Source organism: Methylorubrum rhodinum, from assembly GCF_014199935.1.
In the GTDB taxonomy this organism is placed as follows: domain Bacteria; phylum Pseudomonadota; class Alphaproteobacteria; order Rhizobiales; family Beijerinckiaceae; genus Methylobacterium; species Methylobacterium rhodinum.
The window spans coordinates 118,739-139,757 of sequence record NZ_JACHOP010000009.1; the positions used below are offsets into that span (position 1 = coordinate 118,739).

The 21,019-nt window shown below is 71.4% G+C and carries 20 protein-coding genes; 11 read left to right on the plus strand and 9 right to left on the minus strand.

The features are described 5' to 3' along the window. Positions 1-79: 79 nt before the first annotated feature. From HNR00_RS12610 to HNR00_RS12645, 8 genes are all read right to left on the minus strand, one after another. Positions 80-784, minus strand: coding sequence for a type II secretion system protein N (locus HNR00_RS12610; RefSeq protein WP_183569741.1), 705 nt, complete (start codon positions 782-784; stop codon positions 80-82). Further along, positions 784-1,389 (minus strand): type II secretion system protein GspM, encoded by a 606-nt coding sequence (gene gspM / locus HNR00_RS12615; protein ID WP_183569743.1) that lies wholly within the window; start codon positions 1,387-1,389, stop codon positions 784-786. Before gspM ends, HNR00_RS12610 begins: the two co-directional genes overlap by 1 nt. Continuing rightward, on the minus strand, positions 1,386-2,486 hold the full coding sequence (locus tag HNR00_RS12620) for a PilN domain-containing protein (protein WP_246390574.1): 1,101 nt from the start codon (positions 2,484-2,486) through the stop codon (positions 1,386-1,388). Before HNR00_RS12620 ends, gspM begins: the two co-directional genes overlap by 4 nt. A gap of 10 nt (positions 2,487-2,496) precedes the next feature. Then, on the minus strand, positions 2,497-4,176 hold the full coding sequence (locus tag HNR00_RS12625; RefSeq protein WP_312886045.1) for a GspE/PulE family protein: 1,680 nt from the start codon (positions 4,174-4,176) through the stop codon (positions 2,497-2,499). Positions 4,177-4,325: 149 nt separating this feature from the next. Then, on the minus strand, positions 4,326-4,544 hold the full coding sequence (locus tag HNR00_RS12630; protein WP_183569745.1) for a hypothetical protein: 219 nt from the start codon (positions 4,542-4,544) through the stop codon (positions 4,326-4,328). A 323-nt stretch (positions 4,545-4,867) separates the two neighbouring features. Then, positions 4,868-6,664, minus strand: coding sequence for a long-chain-acyl-CoA synthetase (locus HNR00_RS12635; protein WP_183569747.1), 1,797 nt, complete (start codon positions 6,662-6,664; stop codon positions 4,868-4,870). 156 nt (positions 6,665-6,820) lie between these two features. Beyond that, positions 6,821-7,819 carry a homoserine O-succinyltransferase MetA gene (gene metA, locus HNR00_RS12640; RefSeq protein ID WP_183569749.1) on the minus strand — a complete coding sequence of 333 codons (999 nt, stop codon included), beginning with the start codon at positions 7,817-7,819 and terminating at the stop codon, positions 6,821-6,823. Positions 7,820-7,868: 49 nt separating this feature from the next. Further along, positions 7,869-9,161: an O-acetylhomoserine aminocarboxypropyltransferase/cysteine synthase family protein gene (locus HNR00_RS12645; RefSeq protein ID WP_183569751.1), complete on the minus strand. Its 1,293-nt coding sequence runs from the start codon at positions 9,159-9,161 to the stop codon at positions 7,869-7,871. Positions 9,162-9,604: 443 nt separating this feature from the next. Between HNR00_RS12645 and HNR00_RS12650 the strand changes: the two genes are divergently transcribed. After that, the gene (locus HNR00_RS12650; RefSeq protein WP_183569837.1) at positions 9,605-10,048 is read left to right on the plus strand and encodes a cupin domain-containing protein; all 444 of its coding nucleotides are present in this window, start codon (positions 9,605-9,607) and stop codon (positions 10,046-10,048) included. Between the two features lie 146 nt (positions 10,049-10,194). Next, positions 10,195-11,061, plus strand: a complete 867-nt coding sequence (locus HNR00_RS12655) for a branched-chain amino acid aminotransferase (protein WP_183569753.1) — start codon at positions 10,195-10,197, stop codon at positions 11,059-11,061. A gap of 170 nt (positions 11,062-11,231) precedes the next feature. Here HNR00_RS12655 and HNR00_RS12660 read toward each other — a convergent pair whose 3' ends face one another. After that, complete coding sequence (locus HNR00_RS12660; RefSeq protein ID WP_183569755.1) at positions 11,232-12,908, minus strand: thiamine pyrophosphate-binding protein; 1,677 nt, start codon at positions 12,906-12,908, stop codon at positions 11,232-11,234. A gap of 325 nt (positions 12,909-13,233) precedes the next feature. Here HNR00_RS12660 and HNR00_RS12665 point away from each other — a divergent pair, with 325 nt between their 5' ends. The 9 genes from HNR00_RS12665 (at position 13,234) to HNR00_RS12705 (ending at position 20,999) form a co-directional block, all read left to right on the plus strand. Next, a complete protein-coding gene (locus HNR00_RS12665) occupies positions 13,234-13,758 on the plus strand; it encodes a flavin reductase family protein (protein WP_183569840.1) in 525 nt (174 codons plus the stop codon). A 155-nt stretch (positions 13,759-13,913) separates the two neighbouring features. Continuing rightward, positions 13,914-14,186: a phosphopantetheine-binding protein gene (locus HNR00_RS12670; protein WP_183569757.1), complete on the plus strand. Its 273-nt coding sequence runs from the start codon at positions 13,914-13,916 to the stop codon at positions 14,184-14,186. A gap of 59 nt (positions 14,187-14,245) precedes the next feature. Then, positions 14,246-15,442 carry an acyl-CoA dehydrogenase family protein gene (locus tag HNR00_RS12675; protein ID WP_183569759.1) on the plus strand — a complete coding sequence of 399 codons (1,197 nt, stop codon included), beginning with the start codon at positions 14,246-14,248 and terminating at the stop codon, positions 15,440-15,442. A gap of 42 nt (positions 15,443-15,484) precedes the next feature. Then, positions 15,485-16,417 (plus strand): amino acid--[acyl-carrier-protein] ligase, encoded by a 933-nt coding sequence (locus HNR00_RS12680; protein WP_183569761.1) that lies wholly within the window; start codon positions 15,485-15,487, stop codon positions 16,415-16,417. Between the two features lie 13 nt (positions 16,418-16,430). Then, positions 16,431-17,381: an alpha/beta hydrolase gene (locus HNR00_RS12685; protein ID WP_183569763.1), complete on the plus strand. Its 951-nt coding sequence runs from the start codon at positions 16,431-16,433 to the stop codon at positions 17,379-17,381. Positions 17,382-17,409: 28 nt separating this feature from the next. After that, positions 17,410-17,667 carry a hypothetical protein gene (locus HNR00_RS12690; RefSeq protein ID WP_056247116.1) on the plus strand — a complete coding sequence of 86 codons (258 nt, stop codon included), beginning with the start codon at positions 17,410-17,412 and terminating at the stop codon, positions 17,665-17,667. A gap of 5 nt (positions 17,668-17,672) precedes the next feature. Further along, complete coding sequence (locus HNR00_RS12695; RefSeq protein ID WP_183569765.1) at positions 17,673-19,037, plus strand: class I adenylate-forming enzyme family protein; 1,365 nt, start codon at positions 17,673-17,675, stop codon at positions 19,035-19,037. Beyond that, on the plus strand, positions 19,034-19,777 hold the full coding sequence (locus HNR00_RS12700; RefSeq protein ID WP_312886046.1) for an SDR family NAD(P)-dependent oxidoreductase: 744 nt from the start codon (positions 19,034-19,036) through the stop codon (positions 19,775-19,777). Before HNR00_RS12695 ends, HNR00_RS12700 begins: the two co-directional genes overlap by 4 nt. A gap of 268 nt (positions 19,778-20,045) precedes the next feature. Beyond that, a complete protein-coding gene (locus tag HNR00_RS12705) occupies positions 20,046-20,999 on the plus strand; it encodes a GNAT family N-acetyltransferase (RefSeq protein ID WP_183569767.1) in 954 nt (317 codons plus the stop codon). Positions 21,000-21,019 lie beyond the last annotated feature (20 nt).

Genomic DNA, 21,019 nt, shown 5'->3' on the forward strand with positions numbered 1-21,019 from the left:
TTGATTAACCAAGACGAACCCCCGCCCGAGCCGCCGGGACAGCTGACGACGCGCGTGCGCTGCACAATCGAGGGGCGGGTCACTCGGGGGCGCGGACGACCGCGCCGGCGGGCAGGCGGGTGCCCGGCGCGGCGGACGGCGGCAGGGCGAACAGGCGATAGGTCTGCTCGCGCTCGCCCTCGCGCAGCACGACCCGGTCCGGCGCGATCCGGTCCACCCGCCACGCATCGACCTGATCGCCGACCCGCAGGCTGAGCGAGGCGCCTTCCTGTCGACTCACCAGCGCGACCGCCCGGTCGACGCCGGCCACGATCCCGACGAGGCGCAAGTCAGGCGGCGGAGTCTCCGGCGCCTCGGAGGGCGAAGGCGGGGCCGCGTAGACCACGGGCTGATCCGGGCGTCGGCGCGAGGGTGCGAAGAGCGGGCGCTGCCGGAACGCGCCGAGATCCTTGAACGCCATCCGGCTCAAGGGATTGGCGGTCGGCGCGATCTGCGGGAGCGGGAGTTCGGGTTCGGGCGGCGGCTCCACCTGGGCGATCGCGGCGGGAGCGGACGCCTCCGGCTCGGGCTGCGGCGCCCCGGCCGTCACCGGATCGGGCGCGACGGGCTCGGAGGCCGGAGGCGGGGCGGGTTTGCGCCCGCGCTGGCGCGCATCCTCGGCCTGCCGCAGGGCCTCCTGCTCGCGGACCCAGGCGGGCGAGCCGAACGGGCTCTCGGCGTAACCCGGACCCGCCAGCCCGAGGAACACGATCGAGGCGAACAGGGCGCGCGGCGCAGAAGCCATCACGAGCGGCCCTCCCGGCGATGCCCGCGGAGCGCGAGCGCCACGCGCAGGGTCGGCTGCGGGTCGTCCGCCGCGGCGGCGCGGCCGGCCTGGGTGCGGATGTTGATCGATTCGACCGTGAGCAGCGGCATCCCGGCCTCGATCCTCGCCAGGAGGTCGAACAGGCCGTCGTTGCCGATGTCGAGGCTCGCTCGCAGCAGCACGGTGCGGCCGTCGTCCGCCTCGTCCTCGCCGCGCACCTCGATCAGCCGCCCGCCCGCGGCATCGACGAGCGCGCTCAGGCGGCGCTGCATCTCGGCCCGCGCGAGGCCCGGCGCGGCGGCGTCGAGGAAGACCGAACGGGTCCGCGCCACGTCGCCCTCCCCTCCGCCCTCCCCTCTGCCCTCGCGCAGCCTGGCCTGCTCGACGGCGAGCCGCCGGATGCGCGCCTCGATCTGACCGATGCGGGTACGGCTCTCCTCTACGGCGTCGCTCGCGTCCCACCACGCCGCGAGGCGGTCGAGGGTGAGGGCGGCGAGCAGCAACGGCAGGCCGACGAAGACGGCGACCGCGATCGGCCCGAGCCAGCGGCGCAGGGGCGGGGAGACGCGCGGATCGGCGCTCATCGGCCGGCCTCCGCCTGCGGCGCGGCGCGGCTCGCCACGATGTCGAAGGCCTCGCGGCGCTCGGCATCGCGGATCACGGGAGCCGCGAAGCGCACGGCCGTGAGGCCCGCCTGCCCTTCGAGCAGGCCGATCAGCGCGGCGGCATCGTCCGAACGGCCGACGAGGCGAACCTTTCCGCCGTCCGCATCGAGTTCCCGCAGCACCGTGCCGTCGGGGAGCGCCGCGCTGAGGCGGTCGATCAGCAGGATGACGCTGGCCTCGGGGCGCTTGGCGGCGAGAAGCCCCGCCTCCCGCGTCCCGCCGGTGCCGGTCCGCGCCGCGAGCCGCGCGCGCAGCGCCGCGAGATGCGCCCCGGTCTCGGCCTGCTCGGTCTCGGCGGAGGCGGCGAGCAACACGGCCGCGAGGCAGGCCGGGATCAGGAGGCCGAAGGCGAGTGCCGCGGCGCGTGCGACCGGCCGGCGCAGCGGGCTCGCGCCCACGGAACCGGGACGGCCGCGGTAGAGGTCGATCGCGAGCGCCGCGTCCAGCGGCGCGGCCGCGCTGCCGAGCGCCGTGACCTTGAGGCCCGCCGCCGCCAGCGCGTCGAGATGGGGCGCGACGAGGTCGGACGAGGTGGCCAGCAGATCGACCGCGATGGTGCCGTCGGGGCCGGCGGGCTCGGGGATGTCGTAGCCGTAGAGCACCCGGTCGGGCCGCCAGGGCGTCAGGCGCTCCAGGCGGTGGGCCAGGATCGGCCCGAGATAGTCGCGCCCGGCATCCGGCAGGCGCAGGGTGCGGGCGAGGAAGAGGTTGGGCGGCAGCCGCAGTTCGAGGCCGCGCCCGGAAAAATTCTGGGGCGCCGCGCCGTCGAAGAGGCCGCGCGGGGTCACGCGGCCCTCGCGCACCTCGTAGAGCGCGAGCCCATCGCCCTCGACCACCGCGACGCGGCGGCTGCGGTCGAGGAAGCGGCCGAGCCGCGGCTCGATCGCCGCCACGAAGGCGTCGAGCAGAAGCGAGACCGCGCCGCCCGCCTTGGCGACGAGCGGCGAGGCGCCGAGGCGCGCCTTGAGCGCGGCGGCTTGAGCGGAAAACCCTGCCATGCGGGCCGAGGCCGTCATCGCCGCCCCGCTAGCCGGTGATCCGCATCACCTCGTCGAGGGAGGTGAGACCCTGCCCCGCCTTGGTGATGCCGTCGTCGAGCATGGTGGTCATGCCGCGCGCCCGCGCGGCGTCGAGGATGCGGGAGGGGTCGGGCTCGCGCCGCACCAGCGGCTCGATCTCGGCGTCGATGGTCAGCACCTCGAACACGCCGACCCGGCCGCGATAGCCGGTGCCGCCGCAATGCGGGCAGCCGACCGCCTTGAAGTAGTCGCGCCGCTCCGGGGCCGGCGTGCCGCGCCGGGCGCAGATGTCGAGGGCCGCGTCCGCCGCGCGCGGATCCGGCTGCTTGCACTTCTCGCACAGCCGCCGCACCAGCCGCTGGCCGAGCACGCCGCGCAAGGATGCCGCGATCAGGTACGGCTCGACGCCCATGTCGGCGAGCCGCACCACCGCGTCGGCGGCGGTGTTGGTGTGGAGCGTGGTGAGCACGAGGTGGCCGGTGAGCGCGGCCTGGATGCCGATCGCCGCGGTCTCCCGGTCGCGCATCTCGCCGACCATGATGACGTCGGGGTCGTGGCGCAGGAACGAGCGGAGCGCGGTGGCGAAGGTCAGCCCGATCTGCGGCTTGACCTGGGTCTGGTGGATGCCGGGCAACTGGTACTCGACCGGGTCCTCCACCGTCACGATCTTTCGCGAGGGGTCGTTGAGCATCGAGATCGCGGTGGCGAGGGTCGTCGTCTTGCCGGAGCCCGTCGGACCGGTGACGATCAGGATGCCGTGCGGCTCGGCGAGCAGGCGCTCCATCGCGGCTTGATCGCGCAGCGACATGCCGATGCGCTTGAATTCGAGGAGGCGCGTGTCCTTGAGCAGGATGCGCAGCACCGCGGTCTCGCCGTAGAGCGTCGGCATCACGGCGACGCGGAGATCCGCCTCTTGGCTGCCGACCTTGACGTTGGTGCGCCCGTCCTGCGGCAGGCGCCGCTCGGCGATGTCGAGCCCGGCCAGGATCTTCACCCGCGAGAGGATCGCCGGGGCCATGTGCTTGGCCAGCGTCTGCTGGGCGCGCAGATGCCCGTCGATGCGGAAGCGGACCCGCAGATCCTCGCGGCCGGTCTCGATGTGGATGTCGGTGGCGCCCTGCTCGACGGCGCGCTCCAGCATCGCGTCGATGGCCCGCACGATCGGAGCGCCGCGGGCGAGGTCCTGCAGCGTCTCGACATCGTCGGAGAAGGCGATCTCGGCCGGGATCTCTTCCGGCTCCGGCGCGGCCTCGCCGCCGCCGCGCTCGAACAGGGCCTCGATCTCCTCGAACGAGAGCACCGCGAGCGCCACCGGCCCGCCGAGCGCGAGGCTCGCGGCCTGGATCGACTCGGAAAGCGACGGGTCGGCGACGCACAGCAGCGGGCGGCCGGATTCGGAGACCGGATAGAGGAAGGCCTCGCGCAGGAAGCGCCGCGACAGGCCGTCGAGGAGATGCGGCCATTCGACGATCCGCTTGATGTCGGCCCGCGGCAAGTGGTGGAAGGCCGCGATGGCATCCGCGAGGTCGCCCGGCGGCAGCCGGCCCTCGCGCCAGATCGCTTCCGCCGCGCCGGCCCCCGCCCGCGTGCCCCGCGCCTCGCCGGATTCGGCGCCGTGGCGGGCGCGCAGGAAGGCGAGCAGGTCGCCGCCCCCGCCCTCGTCCGTGCTGTGCGCCCCTGCCTGCACCGTCGGAGACTTTTCCGCTTGGGCGCTCAGGCCCGGCCGCGATCCAAGAAGCGCGAATGGGCGGGACCCGTCCAGCACCCGGCCGCCGCGGCGGGCGGCCGGGCGTCAGGAAGCGGTGGAGATGTGGCGGATTGACGACAGGGGCCGGCTCAGTGGCGCCGCAGCGCGGCCTCCCGCCGGGCGAAACCGTCGCGGCGGTCGTCCAGCATGGCCGAAGCGCCCGTTTCGAGCTTCACGGCCAACGCCTCGAACTCGGCCGCCAGGGCCTCCAATTCGGCCACCGCCGGGACCGCCTCCCCGCCCAGGGAGCGTGCGAGGCGGCGGCAGGTCCGCGCCTTGGCACGGAAATACGCGACCGTCTTCTTCATGGCGTCACGGTGCCGGTGGCGCGGCGGAGCGCGTCCTGCCGCATCGGCGTGGTTCCGAAAGCCGGAGGCCACCGTTCGGGCCGGTGCCCTCGACGCGTGCAGTCCGGCGCAGGTCCCCCGATGACATGCGTCGACATCGCCCAACCCCTTCGGCACCGGTGGCGAAGCGCGTTTGTTGCGCCGCACTCATCAAGTCGGATGAACTTATGTCCACCATTCTTGACGATTCAACAACTACCGAAATCTCCCAGCCGCGCGCGGCGTCGGCGCGGACCTTCAGGCCTGCGATGACAACAACTGCGAATATTGCAGGAAGCAGGCCGTCACAACCTCAGGCACTCCGAACTGATCGCCTCATACAGATCCCGATCGATGCGGCGATACGCTCCGTCGCGGTCGAGATAGAGTGGATCGGCGGTGCGGGCCGGGTCGAAACCTTCCTCGGCGAGCGCCGCCTTCTTCTGCTTGAAGGTCTCGGTGTGGCCGAGTTCTTCCGTCAACCGGACGAACAGCGGCCGGGCATAGGCGGGCAGCCGCTCGGCCAGCTCGGCGTGCAGCCGCGCGAGGTCGAAGCCGGGGCCGACGGTCAGCGCCGCCATGCCGGCGCGGCCGTCGGCGCCCGGCACCGCGACGCCGTAGACGCAGGCCTCCGCGACGCCCTCGGTGCGGGCCAGCGCCTCGGCGACCTCGGTGGTGGCGACGTTCTCGCCCTTCCAGCGGAAGGTGTCGCCGATGCGGTCGACGAAGTAGAAGTAACCTTGGGCATCGCGCCGCATCAGGTCGCCGGTGCGCATCCAGGCGTCACCCGGTTTGAGAACGTCGCGCAGCACCTTGCGGTCGCTCTCGGAGGCGCTGGTATAGCCCTCGAAGGTGTATTCCGCCTTGTCCGACAGGCGGCCCAGCAGCTCGCCCGCCTCGCCGAACGCGGCGGTGACGCAGCGCCCGTCCGCGTCGCGCAAGGGGAGCCCGGTGGCGACGTCGTGCTTGACGATCAGCGCGGGCGAGCGCCGCGCCATGAAGCTCGGCACGCGGCCGACGGCGCCGACCTTGCCCTCGACGTTGTAGAGCGAGAGCGTGCCCTCGGTGGCGGCGTAGAATTCGAGGATGCGGGGAATGGCGAAGCGCTCCTGGAAGCGTTCCCACACCTCCGGGCGCAGGCCGTTGCCGGTGCAGAGGCGCAAGCGATGCGCGCGCTCCTGCGGGTCCGGGGGGGCGAGCGTCAGGTAGCGGCACAGCTCGCCGATATACTGGAACAGGGTCGCGCCGGACTCGGTCACGTCCGACCAGAACCGGCTCGCCGAGAATTTTTCGCGGATCACGACGGAGCCGCCGCCCAGCAGCACGCTGCCCGGCGCCACGACGCCGCCGACGCTGTGGTAGAGCGGCAGGCAATCGTACATGCGGTCGTCCGGGCCCGGATCGGCGAGGCCTGCGAACCAGTGGGTCCACATCATGATGCGGTGATGGCTCACGCGGGCGGCCTTGGGCAGGCCGGTGGTGCCGGAGGTGTAGATCAAGAGCGCCGGGTCGCGCAGGCTCACCGCGGGCGCCTCCTCCGGTGCCAGCGGCTCGCCGCCGAACCGCGCGGCCTGCGCCGCGAGCGAGGCCTCGGCGCCCTCCCCCTGCCAGCAGAGTTCGGGCGGGCTCGCGAGATGCGGCCACGCCCCCTCGACCGCCTCGGCGAGGTCGGTCGCGGCGATCAGGATGCGGGGTGCGGCCGCCTCGATGCAGTGGGCGAGCCCGCGCTCGCGCAGGTTGGTGTTGAGCAGGGCCACCCGCACGCCGACGCGGGTCAGCCCGAGCCAGATCGCGAGATAGTCGGGCCGGTTGCGCATCATCAGCGCGACGGTGTCGCCCTTGGCGAGCCCTCGAGCCAGCGCCCAGCGGGCGTAGCGATGGCGGCGCGCGGCGAGATCGCCGTGGGTCAGGGTCTCGTCGGTGCCGATGAGCGCCGGGGCGCCGGCCCGCTCGGCGGCGACCGCGTCGAGGACCAGCGGGAAGATGCGATCGGGGTCGGCGTCGATGCGCGCGGTGCGCTCCAGCGCGCCGATCCAGCCGGCGGTGGAGGAGGCGCGCGGCGGGGAAGCCGTGGGCGCCATATCGGATTGCAGGGTCGTCATGACGATGTCCGTTCGATCGCGTCGATGGCCGCCGGGCCTCTCCTCCCCCTTGCGGGGAGGAGGTAGGAGGTGGGGGTGGTGCAGTGGGAACCAGGGCGCTCGATCCTGCCCGACCCCCACCCCTGACCCCTCCCCGCAAGGGGGAGGGGACGAGCGTCAGGCGACCGCCATCCGCAAGGCGCGGTTGGCCGCCACCAGCGCGAGCCAGTTCCGGAACAGCCGGGCCGCACCGTCCTGCCAGGCGGCGGGACGGGGCGGGGTGGCGTCCATGGCGGGGAAATCGGCGTGGAGGGCGGGCGCGCGCTCGGCCTGGGCGAGCGCCGCAAAGGCCTCCAGCCGCTCGGCCGCGTCGTCGGTATAGTAGTTCTCCGGCAAAGCCGGGCAGGTGTCGCGGCTGCCGTCGAGGAAGCGGCCGATGTCGCGGCGGTACTCGCGGGCGAGCGTATCGGTCTCGTATTCCGGATGCCCCTGGAGGAACACCATGAGGCTCGCGCCCTCGCGCACGAACAGGTCGACGCCGATGTCCTCCGAGCGGCGCAAGACCGTGTAGCCCTTCGCGGCGAGCTCGAACTCGGGCAGGTCGTTCCAGCGGGAATGCGGCACCGGCATCACCGGAGCCATGCCGGCCAGCAGCGGATGCACGCCGGAGGCCGCGCAGGCATAGACGCCCGAATATTTGGTCGCCATCGGCCGGCGCTCGATCCGGTCGAGATGCAGCACCGCGGCGTGCGCGGCCAGGCACGAGAACAGGGTCGAGACCGTGCCCTGCGCCGCCCAATCCACCACTTCGGTGAAGTCGGCATAGTACGGCTCTTCGTCGAGGCGGGCGGCCTTCGGCTCCGAGCCGGTGATCACGAGGGCGTCGAGCCCGGCCGCCGCAAGCGCGGTGTGAGGCGCGTAGAACCGGTCGAGATGGGCGCGGGCGAGCGGACCCCGCGGCACCGAGGCGAGGCTGAAGAAGCTCAGATCCACCTCGGTGCCGATGAGGCGCCGGAACTGCCGTTCGGTCTGGACCAGGGCCGTGTCCGGCATGTTGTTGAGGAGCCCGATCCGCAGGCGCGGCGCGGGGTTCGCCGCCTCGGAACGGGGCGGCGGGACGGTCTCGGCGAGGCTGGCCTCGCCGTAGGCCGCAGCGGAGGAACCGTGTTCCAGCATGCGCTCTCTCCTCTCGAAACGGGCGGGGCCGGGCACGCCCGGCTGACGGTCAGGCCGCGAGCGCCAGGGGCCGGGCGGCGGCGAGCGCCTGATCGAGGTCGGCGACGATGTCGTCGATGTGCTCGATGCCGACGCTGATCCGGATGGTCTCGGGCAGGACGCCCGCGATGCGCTGCTCGTCCGGCGTCATCTGGCGATGGGTGGTCGAGGCCGGGTGGCAGGCGAGCGACTTCGCGTCGCCGATGTTGACCAGCCGCTTCACCAGTTTCAGCGCGTCGTAGACCGTCTTGCCGGCCTCGAACCCGCCCTTGACGCCGAAGGTCAGAAGCGAGGAGCCCTCGCCGCCGAGATACTTCTTCGCCATCGCGTGGTTGGGGCTGTCGGGGAAGCCCGCGTAGTTGACCCACTCGATGCCCGGATGGGCGCGCAGATATTCCGCGACCTTGCGGGCGTTCTGGACGTGGCGCTCGACGCGGAGCGCCACCGTCTCGATGCCCTGGAGCAGCAGGAAGGCGGACATCGCCGGCAGCACCGCGCCGGTGGTGCGCTGGTAGACGCTGCGGGCGCGGGCCGCGTACGCGCCGCGGCCGAACCGCTCGGCGTAGACGAGGCCGTGATAGGACACGTCCGGCGTCGAGAATTGCGGGAAGCGCTCGGAGTGCGCCGCCCAGTCGAAATTGCCCGAATCGACGACGATGCCGCCGAGCGTGGTGCCGTGCCCGCCCATGAACTTGGTGAGCGAGGCGATGACGATGTCGGCCCCGTAATCGATCGGCCGCATCAGGATCGGCGTCGGCACGGTGTTGTCGACGACGAGCGGCACGCCGTGGGCGTGGGCGACCTTCGCCAAAGCTTCGATGTCGCAGATGTTGCCGGCCGGGTTGCCGATCGATTCGCAGTAGACCGCCCGCGTCTCGCCATCGATCAGCCGCTCGATGTCCTCGGGCCGGTCGCTCGCGGCGAAGCGGGTGACGATGCCCTGGCGCGGCAGCACATGGGCGAGCAGCGTGTGCGTCGTGCCGTAGAGCTGGGGCACGCAGACGATGTTGCCGCCGTGGTCGGCCAGCGTCGCGATGGCGTAGTGCAGCGCCGCCTGCCCCGTGGCGACGGCGAGCGCCGAATGGCCGCCCTCCAGCTCCGCCACGCGCCGCTCCAGCACGTTCACGGTCGGGTTGGCGATTCGGCTGTAGCGGAAACCCTCTTCCTCGAGGTTGAACAGGGCGGCGCCGTGATCGGCGCTGTCGAATGCGTAGGCGACGCTCTGGTAGATCGGCACGGCGACCGCGTGGGTGGTCGGATCGTGGTCGAAGCCGGCGTGAACGGCGATCGTTTCGCTGCGCATGGTGGTGTGTCGTCCCTGGAACCCGAGGGTCGGCGGGCCTGCCGCAAGGCCGGGACCACGCCGGAATGTGCCGAAACGGCACGCGATCCGCGGCGCCCGGCGAGGTCCGCACCCTCGCCACGGCCGGTTGATTTTGATGAAAGATCAGGGGGATGGCCGCGGAGCCCACAGCCGCGGGTCCGACTTTCCCGCCGCATGGTTGCGGAATTCTACGTAGAAAGGCTGTCTCGCCGTGAACCGGGCGTGCCGTTTCGGGCACTGTACTTCACAGCCAAGTCACGATTTGGCCTGAATTCCAGTCCTCGCCGTCTCGACGTTAGCCATATCTGACGGAGCATCTTGCAAGCTCAAGACGTTTGTGGTGGAGCTGCCTCGGGGCGCCTCCGGAGTGGTCCTGGACGCCCCACCCGATCTCCAGCGAGGAAGACGTGTCTACCACCCCGATGATTGCGTCCGTGACGACGGGCGACTTGCGGCCGGCTCCGATCGAGCAGAGCTGGGTTCACGAGGGGATGCCCATCGCGCGCAACACCATGCTGTCGCGCAGCGCCGACCGCCTGGCCTGGACGCTCGTCTGGGACTGCACCGCCGGCAAGTTCGAGTGGCACTACGACATCGACGAGACGATCCACTTCCTCGAAGGCTCGGCCACGATCAGCGACGGCATCAACCCGGCCAAGACCTTCGTGGCCGGCGACGTGCTGTTCATCCCCCGCGGCGCGGTCTGCCACTGGCACGTCGAGACTTACGTGCGGAAGGTCGCCTTCTGCCGCCAGACCCAGCCGAAGTACCTCGCGCTGGCGATGCGGGCGTTTGCCAAGGTCAAGAAGATGCTGCGCCGCAAGTCCGCGTCGTCCGTCGGCGGCGGCCTGCTCGAAGCGGCCTGACGTCTCCTTCATCCGACACCTCCCCCTCATCCTGAGGTGCCCGCCAAGGCGGGCACCTCAGGATGAGGGGGAGGGAAGGAAGACGCCTGAAAATCGTGGGACCGCTGCCGAACGGCCCCGCTTCCCCTTCCATCGAGGCTCGCGCCATGACGACGTCCGAGAACGACACCTGGACCTTCTTCGAGGGCGCGTGGCATCCGGGCAATGTCCGGATCATGGGGCCGCGCAGCCACGGCGCGTGGCTCGGCTCGACGGTGTTCGACGGTGCCCGCGCCTTCGAGGGCGTGACGCCCGACCTCGACCTGCATCTCGCCCGCGTCAACCGCTCGGCGGTTGCGCTCGGCCTGGAGCCGAAGGTGCCGGTCTCCGCCTGGAGCGACCTCGTCGCGCAGGGCCTCTCCCGCTTCGCGCCGGACGCCGAACTCTACATCCGGCCGATGTACTGGGCCGAGAGCGGCTTCGCCGGCGGCGTCCGGTTCGATCCCGCTTCCACCAACTGGTGCCTGTCGATCTACACCGCGCCGATGCCGCTGCCGTCCGGCGTGCGCGCGACGCTCTCCCCCTTCCGCCGCCCCTCGATCGAGGTCGCCCCGGTCGATGCCAAGGCGGGCTGCCTCTACCCGAACGGCGCCCGGGCCCTGACCGAGGCGCTGTCGCGCGGCTTCGGCAACTGCCTGATGCTCGACGGGCTGGGCAACGTCGCCGAATTCGCCAACGCCAACGCCTTTTTCGCCCGCGACGGCGTGGTCTACACCCCCGTGCCGAACGGCGTGTTCCTGGCCGGCATCACCCGCGCGCGGGTCATCGCGCTGCTGAGGGGCGCGGGCGTCGCGGTGGTGGAGAAGACGCTGCGCTACGACGATTTTCTGAGTGCCGACGAGGTGTTCACCGCGGGCAACTTCGCCAAGGTGGCGCCGGTGACGGGGCTCGACGACAGGCGGTTCGAGCCGGGGCCGATCTTTCGGCAGGCGCGGCAGCTGTATTGGGATTTCGCGCACGGGCGGTTGGGTTAAGCGCGGAAACAAGCCCTCCCCCCTCCGCGGGGGAGGGTGGCCCCCGAAGGGGGTCGGGAGAGGGGAACCACGCTTCCGCTTGGCCGCGTTCGACCAGTTATCTCCGGAAACGTCGCTCCCCTCTCCCGCCTCGCATCCGCGAGGCACCCTCCCCCGCAGAGGGGGGAGGGTTATTGCGAGGCCAGCGCCTTCTCCCGGATCGCCGTCAGCGTCGCGCCGGGCGCGATCGCATCGACCGCGATCTTCACGTGGATGATCGCCGGCTGCTTCGCGGCCAGCGCCGCGTCGAGCGCGGCCGAAAAATCCTCCGTTCGCTCCACCGTGAAACCGACGCCCCCGAAAGCGCGGGCGTAGGCCGCAAAATCCGGGTTCACGAGATCGGTGGCGCAGACGCGGCCCGGAAAATCCCGCTCCTGATGCATCCGGATCGTGCCGTAGCTGGCGTTGTCGGCGACGATGCAGACGATGTTGAGCCCGTACTGCACGGCGGTCGCGAACTCCTGGCCGTTCATCAGGAAGTCGCCGTCGCCGTTGAGCGAGATGACGATGCGCTCAGGATAGAGCCGCTTCATCGCCACCGCCGCCGGTACGCCGTAGCCCATCGAGCCCGAAGTCGGCGCCATGTGGGTGGAAAGGCGCCGGAAGCGGTAGAAGCGGTGGATCCAGGCGGCGTAGTTGCCCGCGCCGTTGCACAGGATCGCGTCGGACGGCAGCGCGTCGCGCAACTGAATCATTACCTCGCCGAAGTTCACGGCGCCGGGCTGCGGCGTCGCCGTCTCGCTCCAGGCGAGGTACTCGCCGTGGCCCGCCCGCGCGCCCTCCGACCACGGCGTCGCGGCGGGCGCGGGCAGGCGCGCGAGCGCGGCGGCCGTGCGGGTGGGGCCGGCATTGATGGCAAGATGCGGGACGTAGACCCGGCCGAGTTCCTCCGGGCCCGGATGGATGTGGACGAGTCGCGTGCGGGGGCTCGGGATGTCGAGGAGCGAGTACATCTGGCTCGCCACCTCGCCGAGCCGCCCGCCGAGCACGATCAGCAGGTCGGCGGCCTTCACCCGCGCGACGAGCTTCGGGTTGGCGGCCAACCCGAGGTCGCCCGCGTAGTTCGGGTGCAGCGGGTCGAACAGCGGCAGGCGGCGGTAGCTCGTCGCCACCGGCAGGTCGAACGCCTCCACGAACGTGCGGATGTCGGCGTAGGCGCGCTCGTCCCAGCGGCTGCCGCCGAGCACGAGGAAGGGGTTTTCCGCCTCGCCCAAGAGCTGGCTCAGCCGCTCCAGGTCCTCGATTCCGGGCGCGGCCTCGACCGGCACGAAGGCCGGCGCGGTCGGGCCGGAGACGGGGTCCTTCAGCATGTCCTTGGGCAGCGCTATCACCACCGGGCCGGGGCGACCGCCGCAGGCGGTGTGGAAGGCGCGGGAGACGTATTCGGGCACCCGCGCCCCGGTCTCGATCTCGGTCGCCCATTTCGAGATCGGCCCGAAGGCCGCGCGATAATCTACCTCCTGCCACGCCTCGCGATCACGCAGCCCCCGCTCGATCTGGCCGACGAACAGGATCATCGGCGTCGAATCCTGCTGGGCGATGTGGATGCCTGCCGAGGCGTTGGTGGCGCCGGGCCCGCGGGTGACGAAGCAGATGCCCGGCCGGCCCGTCGCCTTGCCGTGGGCCTCCGCCATCATCGCGGCGCCCCCCTCCTGGCGGCAGACGGTGATCGGGATGCCGGACTCGTGCAGCGCGTCGAGCACCGGCAGGTAGCTCTCGCCCGGCACCGCGAAGACGTGGCCGACGCCGTTGGCGACGAGCTGGTCCACGAGCGCCTGCGCGGCGGTACGGGAGATCGGATCGGACATCGCGCGCACCTCAAGGTTTGGGCGGCACCCGCCCGAAACACTGTCCCGGATCGGGACCGACCCTCCGCCCGAACCCCGGATCGTGTCGCGGGCGGACAGATTTCGGCCCCTCCGCTCGGGCCTCTCCTTTGCAGAAGAGCCCGCGAGGACCGGATCGGGCATAGGCGCCAACCGATAACGTCCGGTTTCGAACCGGACCTGAGGCAGGCGTCACCGGGTCGGACCTCGAACGAAATCCCCGTTCTTTCGGATGGTCGATGCCATGGCCGCGTACCGAAGCTCCCTTGCCACCACCGTCCGGCTCGATCCGCTGGAGGCCGCAGCGATGAGCCTCACGCCCGACTTGCCCCCTCCGCCGGTGGCGGATGCCGGCCTGTTGAAGCAGGCGATGCGCCGCCTCGTCGGCGGGGTCGTCGTGGTCACGGCCGGCAGCGGCGAGGATCGGGTCGGGCTCACCGCCACCTCGGCGGTGTCGCTCTCGGTCGATCCGCCGACCATGCTGGTCTGCGTCAACCGCGCCTCCTCGACCTGGCCGGTGATCGTCAAGCGCCAGCATTTCTGCGTCAGCATCCTGGCCTCCGGGCACCGTCCCGTCGCCGAGCGCTTCGCCGGGATCGGGGCGCTGCGCGGCCCCGCCCGCTATGCCGGCGCGGACTGGACCACGATGGCGTCCGGGGCGTCGGGCCTCACGGAGGCGCAGGCGATCATCGATTGCGACCTCGAAGAGGTCATCGAGCGGCACAGCCACGCCATCCTGCTCGGGGCCGTGCGCGAGGTGCGCCTCGGCGGCGGCGAGACCGGCGCGCTGGTCTACGGCGGCGGCAGCTTCATCGACCTGTCGCCGCCGTGACGGCAAGAATGTTCGATTAACTGAACAAATACTTAAAAACCGAATTCAGATTGATTCGAACATCCGGAAGAGACCTTATCGCGGCGATGATTGTATCGCCGCCGGACAGGTCGCAGCCCACCAACAGACTGCAACAGACAAGAGGCGCGAGACACATGTCGGAGATGATGACTGAGACCGTGGCGAACCGGACGATGGGCCTCGCCTACGAGATCGCCGGGCGGCACGCGATCAAGCCGGAATTCGGCGCGGGCGACGCGCTGGTCGATGTCGGCCTGTCCTCGCTCGACTTGGTGAACCTGATGATCGCGGTCGAGGCCGAGTTCGACATCATGATCCCGCCCGCAGCACTCACCCCGAAGAACTTCTACTCGATCGAGACCATCGCCCGGATGGTCGAGACCGTGAAGGCGGCCCCGTCCGCCTGACCTGACTGAAACCAAAAAGACTGCCGGCGCGGCCGGCTTCAGACCTTGGGAGCCAAGCCATGACCATCCAGCCGATGACCGGCCCCGACGACACCCTCGCCACCGACCTGACCGCCCGCGCCGCAGTTGTGGCCGCCGTCGCCGCACTCCACGCCGAGGCGGTGGACCGCGACGGGCGCTTCCCCGAGGAGGCGGTCGCCGCGCTGAAATCCCAGCGCCTGCTGGGTGCCGCGGTGCCGATCGAGCTCGGCGGCGAGGGCGCCTCGATCCGGGCGCTCGCCGACATCTGCTATGCGCTCGGCCGCGCCTGCGCCTCGACGGCGATGATCTACGCCATGCACCAGACCAAGGTCGCCTGCCTGACCCGGCACGGCCGCGGCGACGTGTGGCGCGACGGCCTGATCCGCCGCATCGCCGACGAGCAACTGCTGATGGCCTCCTCGACCACGGAAGGGCAAGGCGGCGGCAACGTCCGCTCGTCCTCCGCCGCGGTCGAGACCGACGGCGAGAGCGTCGGCCTGGAGCGGGCCGCCACCGTGATCTCCTACGGCGCCCAGGCCGACGGCGTCGTCACCGTCGCCCGCCGCAACGCGGAGGCCGCCGCCTCCGATCAGGTGCTCTGCGTCTTCCTCAAGGAGGATTACACGCTGGAGCGCCTCAGCGGCTGGGAGACGCTCGGGATGCGCGGCACCTGCAGCAGCGGCTTCCGCCTCGTCGCCAAGGGCCGGCCCGAGCAGGTGCTCTCCGCCCGCTACGGCGACGTCCACAACCAGACCATGACGCCGGTCTCGCACATCCTGTGGTCGAGCGCCTGGGCCGGCATCGCCGCGTCCGCCGTCGACCGCGCCCAGGCCTTCACCCGCACCGCCATGCGGGGTGCCGGCGGCGTCGCGCCTCCCGGCGCGCTCCACTACGCCCGCGCCGTGTCGAGCCTGAAGCAGGCCCGCGCGCTGATCGTCCAGGGGCTCGACCGGTTCGAGGCCGCGGGCGACGACGCGGCGGCGCTCGCCGCCCTCGATTTCCAGACCGCGATCACGATGCTCAAGGTCGAGGTGTCCGAACTCGCCGTCGCCGCGGTGTCGAGCGCCATGCGGGCCAACGGGCTCGCCGGCTACCGCCAGGACGGCGCCTTCAGCGTCGGCCGCGCGCTGCGCGACATCCTCTCGGCGCCGATCATGATCCACAACGACCGCATCGTCGCCAACCTCGCCACCGCGACCCTGATGTCCCCGGTCGCCGCCTCGCTCAGCGCCTGATCCCGTCCTTTCCGCCCTCTTTACTTCGAGAGACCACCCGCCATGAACATGCCCGTGATGAACGCGCCGGCCGCCCCGCCCGCGACCGATCCGCTCGACTCCCTGTTCGACGCGATGTTCAAGCCGATGAACGCGCAGGGCGTCTACGCCCGCACCGGCGCCTACGAGTCGGTGGTCGAGGCGCTCGCCGCCTTCATCTCGGCCCGCCGCGACGAGAGCACCGAGATTTTTCGCTTCCCGCCGGTGATGAGCCGCGCCCATCTCGAGCGCCACGGCTACCTCAAGAGTTTTCCGAATCTTCTGGGCTGCGTTTCGTGCCTGGAAGGCTCGGAGTCCGAGATCCGCGGCTATGCCGACCGTCACCTCGCGGGCGGCGACTGGACCGAGGGCCTGGAGACCGCCGACCTCGTCCTGACCCCGGCCGCCTGCTACCCGGTCTATCCGATCGCCGCCGCCCGTGGGCCGGTGCCGGAGGCCGGCTACCGCTTCGACGTCGCCTGCGACTGCTTCCGCCGCGAGCCCTCGCGCCATCTCGACCGGCTGCAATCCTTCCGGATGCGCGAATACGTCCGCATCGGCACGCCGGAGCAGATCGTCGCTTTCCGCGAAGCCTGGATCAAGACCGCCACCGCCATGGCCGACGAGCTCGGCCTGACCTACACGGTCGAGACCGCGAGCGATCCGTTCTTCGGGCGGCTGGGCCAGATCATGGCCTTCAGCCAGCTGGAGCAGGCGCTGAAGTTCGAGCTGCTGATCCCGCTGCGGGGCGCGGCCGCCGGCACCGCCTGCATGAGCTTCAACTATCACCGCGAGCATTTCGGCACGACCTGGGGCCTCAACCTCGCCGACGGCGAGCCGGCGCATACCGGCTGCGTCGCCTTCGGCATGGACCGCCTCGCGGTCGCGATGTTCGCCACCCACGGCGAGACCATCGCCGACTGGCCGGCCGCCATCCGCGCCGCGCTGAAGCTCTGAGCGAGCCGCCGCGATGGCCCTCGACCCGCATGTCAGCCGCTTCCTCGACATGATGGCGCTCGGGGGTACGGGCGGCATCGATCTCGCCGCCCGGCGCGAGGGCCTTCGCGGTCTCTCGAAGCTCGCCGCCGCCGGTCTCGCGACCGGCCAGGTCGAGGTGCGCGACTTCACGATGCCCGGCCCCGGCGGCGCGCTGTCGCTTCGCCTCTACGCGCCGGAGGGCGAGGCGCCAGAGAGCGAGACATCCGGCCCCGGCCTCGTTTTCCTGCACGGCGGCGGCCTCGTCACCGGCGATCTCGACACCCACGACGCCCTATGCCGGACGCTCTGCGATGCCGGCCGGATGCGGGTGGTCGCGGTCGAATACCGGCTCGCCCCCGAGCATCCGTTTCCGGCGGGCCTCGACGACGCGCTCGCCGCGACCCGCTGGGTGATGGAGCACGCGGCCGACCTCGGCATCGATCCGGCGCGGCTGGCCGTCGGCGGCGAGTCGGCCGGCGCCGGCCTTGCCGCCCGCGTCTGCCAGGAATTTTTGGGAGTTGGCAAAGCACTCGCCGCGCAGCTCCTGATCTGCCCGGTCCTCGACGTCCACGGCACGGGCCCCTCGCGTCGCGACTTCGCCCGCGGCTACTTCCTCGACGAGGCGACGATCCAGGGCGACATTTTCGCCTGCGGACCCGACGCCCTGCCGAACCCGCGCTTCTGCCCGTTGCGCGAAACCGAGCTGGCGGGCCTGCCGCCGGCCCACATCCACACCGCCGAGTACGATCCCGTGCGCGACGACGGCGAGACTTACGCCGAGCGCCTGACCCGTGCGGGCGTGCCGGTCGTCCACGCTCGCCACGCCGGCATGATCCATTTCTTCTACGGCCTCGGGCGGCTCGTCCCCCGCTCCCGGCCCATCCTGTCTCAAATCGCGCGCGACTTCGCCGACCTTCTGCGAAATCCCGCGCCGACCGCCTGACCTGTTCTTGTTGCCAGTGGAGTCCCCCATGTCCCTGCGTTCCACCGTCCACGCCGAGATCGCCGCCGTCGCCGCCGAGCAGGAGAAGCGGATGCCGCCGATCACCGACGACCTCGTGATGCTGGAGACCGAGTTCGACTCGCTCTGCTTCGCCCTGCTGGTCGCCCGGATGGAGGACCTGACCGGGGCCGACCCGTTCTCCGAGATGGAGGCCGACGACCTGCCCGTCACCGTCGGCGACCTCGTCGCCCTCTACGACCGCGCCGCAGCCCGGAAGGCGGCGTAAGCGCCATGATCCTGCGCGAGAAACTTTTGGCAGCGGGCGGGCTGGACGGCCTGTTCCTGTCCGACCATCGCGAGCGAAGAAATCTCGCCGGGATCGTCGGCGGCCCGCGCGACGCGTCGGTGAGCGACGCGCTTGCCGGCAAACGCGTGCTGCTCGCGGTCGGCGGGCAGATGGCGGCGGCCCGCGCGATGCTGGCCCTCGACGGCCTCGTCGCGCGCCTCGCTCTGGTACCCCCCGGCCTCGCGCCGGAGCATGTCGCCCGCATCGCCGCGGATTCGGAAAGCCAGATCGTCGTCTGCGACGCGGAAGGCCTGCCCGAGGGCGATCTGCCCGGCCTACCGCGCATCGACATCGAGGCCGCCGCGAAGGCTTCGGCGGAGACCGGGCAAGAGACGGAATGGGCGCTCGCCACCTCCGGCACCACCGGCGCCCCAAAACTCGTCGCCCACTCCCTCGAAGGGCTGGCCGGAGGCATCAACACCGCGGCCGCGCCGGAGCCCGGCACGGTCTGGTCGACCTTCTACGACATCCGCCGCTACGGCGGCCTCCAGGTGTTTTTGCGCGCGATGCTGGCGCCCGCATCGCTGGTGCTATCCGACCGGCACGAGCCGGTGCGCGACTATCTGATCCGCGCAGGGGAAGCGGGTGTCACCCACATCCTCGGCACGCCCTCGCACTGGCGCCTCGCCCTGATGAGCAACGCACTCGGCCGGCTCGCGCCGCGCTACGTCCGGCTGTCCGGCGAGATCGCCGACCAGACCGTGCTCGACCTGCTGCGCGCCGCCTTCCCGGAGGCCCGCATGGCGCATGCCTACGCCTCGACCGAGGGCGGCGTCGGCTTCACCGTCGAGGATGGGCGCGAGGGCTTTCCGGCCTCGCTGATCGGCGCGCGCGCCGGCATCGAGATCGCGGTGCGCGACGACGCGCTCTACGTCCGCTCCGGCCGTACCGGCCGGCGCTATCTCGGCACGCACCCTGAGCCGCTGATGGCGGACGACGGCTTCGTCGACACCGGCGACCTCGTCGAGCGCCGGGGCGAGCGCTTCCACTTCCTGGGGCGGCGCAGCGGCGTCATCAATGTCGGCGGCGCCAAGGTGCAGCCGGAAGAGGTCGAGGCCGTCGTCAACCTGCATTCCAGCGTGTCGATGTCCCGCGTGCGGGCGCGGCCCAACCCCATCCTCGGCGCCGTGGTCGAGGCCGAAGTCGTGCTGCGCGCCGGCACCGACGCCGCCGATCCGGTGGCGCTGAAGAAGGCGATCATCGCCCATTGCCGCCCGCGGCTCTCCGGCCACAAGGTGCCGGCGAGCGTGCGCTTCGTCGACGACCTGCCGCTCACCTCGGGCGGCAAGCTGGTGCGGAGGATGCCGTGACCGAGATCCGTGAAGGCCGCCTCGTCGTCGTCACCGGGGCGAGCCGGGGCCTCGGCCTCGCCATGGCCTCGACGCTCGCCAGCGAAGGGTTTCGCGTCGTCGCCCTGGCGCGGCGCCCGACCGAAGCCTTGGAGGCGGCCTGCGAGGTCGCCCCGTTCGGCGCGATCCAGTTCATGGCCGCCGATCTCGGCGAGATCGATGCGCTTCAAGCCTTGGTCCAGCGGATCAAGGCCGAGCACGGACCGGTCTACGGCCTCGTGAACAACGCGGCCTTGGGCACGCCGGGCCTGCTCGCCACCATGTCGGCGAAAAAAATCACCGAACTCGTCCACCTCAACACGGTCGCCCCGATGGTGCTCACCAAGTACCTCGCCCGCGGCATGATGAGCGCGGGCGCGGGGCGCATCGTCAACGTCAGCTCGATCATCGCCTTCACCGGCTACAACGCGCTCTCGGTCTACGCCGCCACCAAGGCGTCGATGATCGGCTTCACCAAGTCCCTCGCTCGCGAGGTCGGTCGCCTCGGGGTCACGGTGAACGCGGTGGCGCCGGGCTTCATCGAGACGTCGCTGACGGAGGGGATGGACGAGGCCGAGCGTGGCCGTGTCGCCAACCGCAGCGCCCTCAAGCGCCTGGCCGAGCCGCAGGATGTCGCCGACGCCGTCGCCTACCTGATGTCGGACAAGGCCCGCAACATCACCGGCACGGTGCTGACCATCGACGCCGGCAGCACCGCCTGATCTTTTTCCACACTTCTCCCACCCATCCCCCTCATCCTGAGGTGCCCGCGAAAGCGGGCCTCGAAGGAGGGCTCCAGAAAGCGCTGCGATCCCTGGAGCCCTCCTTCGAGGCCGCTCACGCGGCACCTCAGGATGAGGGGGTGGGTAGGACGGACCCACCCTTCCCTGTCACCCGAACCCACCGCCGACCTGACTCCCGATCCGAACGGACGCGGCCCACGCATCCGCCCCGGGCCCCAAGCTCAGCGAAGCTCCGAGAGTGTCGCCGATGTTCGCCCTGTCCGACGCCGATGATGTCCCCGTCTTCTCCGTGCCCGATCCGGCCCCGGCCGCGCCGAAGCCCCAACGCGCCAAGACGCGCTGCCGCACCATCGAGGAAGATGACCTCGACGCGGTGATCGGCCTCCTGCGCGCGGGCTTTGCCAACCGTTCGGAAGCCTATTGGCGCCGGGGCCTCGCCCGCCATCGCGCGCAGGACCTGCCCGACGGCGTGCCGCGCTACGGCTATCTCGTGGAGCGGGACGGCGAGGCGGTCGGCGTGCTGCTGGCGCTCTACCGCGTCGTCGAGGATGCCGCCGGCACGCACCTGCGCTGCAATCTGTCGAGCTGGTACGTGAAGCCGGAATTCCGCTCGCTCGGGACGCTGCTGGACGGCTTCGCCATGCGCGACAAGGCGGTGACCTACGTCAACGTCTCGCCCGCGCCGCAGACCTGGGCGATGCACAAGGCCCGCGGCTTCAAGACGATCTGCGCCGGCCAGATGCTGACCCTGCCGATACTGGGCCGCCATCGCGGCCGGGCGCGGGCCGCCTCGCCCGAGACCTTGGCGCTGCTGCCCGAGGCCGAAGCCCGGCTGGTCGCCGACCACGTGTCCTACGGCTGCCTCGGCCTCGTCTGGTCGCACGGCACGACGGCGGGTGCGCTGCTGTTCCAGCGCCGGGCCATCAGGGTGCTGCCGGGCCGGCTCGGCTGGCTGCGCTTCCCCGGCCTCCAGCTCGTCTATCACTCGCCGGGCCTCGACCTGCCCGCCTGCCTCGGCGCGGTCGGCCGGCATCTCCTGCTGCGCCGGGGCATGCCGTGGTTCGTCCTCGACGCCCTGGAGCGCCGCGCCGACCTCCCCGGCCGCTACTTCCCCGGCCGCGCCCCCAAATTCGCCCGCGGCCCCCACCCGCCGATGGCGGGCGATCTGTCCTATACGGAGATCGTTCTGTTCGGGGCGTGAGGCGGCCTTCGATCAGCTCT

Coding starts and splice junctions, on each gene's coding strand:
- metA (WP_183569749.1), bottom strand. CDS start 7,819: ATGCTGGAACACGGTTCCTCCGCTGCGGCCTACGGCGAGGCCAGCCTC.
- HNR00_RS12635 (WP_183569747.1), bottom strand. CDS start 6,664: ATGACGACCCTGCAATCCGATATGGCGCCCACGGCTTCCCCGCCGCGC.
- HNR00_RS12705 (WP_183569767.1), top strand. CDS start 20,046: ATGTTCGCCCTGTCCGACGCCGATGATGTCCCCGTCTTCTCCGTGCCC.
- HNR00_RS12690 (WP_056247116.1), top strand. CDS start 17,410: ATGTCCCTGCGTTCCACCGTCCACGCCGAGATCGCCGCCGTCGCCGCC.
- HNR00_RS12675 (WP_183569759.1), top strand. CDS start 14,246: ATGACCATCCAGCCGATGACCGGCCCCGACGACACCCTCGCCACCGAC.
- HNR00_RS12670 (WP_183569757.1), top strand. CDS start 13,914: ATGTCGGAGATGATGACTGAGACCGTGGCGAACCGGACGATGGGCCTC.
- HNR00_RS12630 (WP_183569745.1), bottom strand. CDS start 4,544: ATGAAGAAGACGGTCGCGTATTTCCGTGCCAAGGCGCGGACCTGCCGC.
- gspM (WP_183569743.1), bottom strand. CDS start 1,389: ATGAGCGCCGATCCGCGCGTCTCCCCGCCCCTGCGCCGCTGGCTCGGG.
- HNR00_RS12660 (WP_183569755.1), bottom strand. CDS start 12,908: ATGTCCGATCCGATCTCCCGTACCGCCGCGCAGGCGCTCGTGGACCAG.
- HNR00_RS12610 (WP_183569741.1), bottom strand. CDS start 784: ATGGCTTCTGCGCCGCGCGCCCTGTTCGCCTCGATCGTGTTCCTCGGG.
- HNR00_RS12645 (WP_183569751.1), bottom strand. CDS start 9,161: ATGCGCAGCGAAACGATCGCCGTTCACGCCGGCTTCGACCACGATCCG.
- HNR00_RS12655 (WP_183569753.1), top strand. CDS start 10,195: ATGACGACGTCCGAGAACGACACCTGGACCTTCTTCGAGGGCGCGTGG.
- HNR00_RS12665 (WP_183569840.1), top strand. CDS start 13,234: ATGAGCCTCACGCCCGACTTGCCCCCTCCGCCGGTGGCGGATGCCGGC.
- HNR00_RS12620 (WP_246390574.1), bottom strand. CDS start 2,486: ATGACGGCCTCGGCCCGCATGGCAGGGTTTTCCGCTCAAGCCGCCGCG.
- HNR00_RS12680 (WP_183569761.1), top strand. CDS start 15,485: ATGAACATGCCCGTGATGAACGCGCCGGCCGCCCCGCCCGCGACCGAT.
- HNR00_RS12695 (WP_183569765.1), top strand. CDS start 17,673: ATGATCCTGCGCGAGAAACTTTTGGCAGCGGGCGGGCTGGACGGCCTG.
- HNR00_RS12685 (WP_183569763.1), top strand. CDS start 16,431: ATGGCCCTCGACCCGCATGTCAGCCGCTTCCTCGACATGATGGCGCTC.
- HNR00_RS12650 (WP_183569837.1), top strand. CDS start 9,605: ATGATTGCGTCCGTGACGACGGGCGACTTGCGGCCGGCTCCGATCGAG.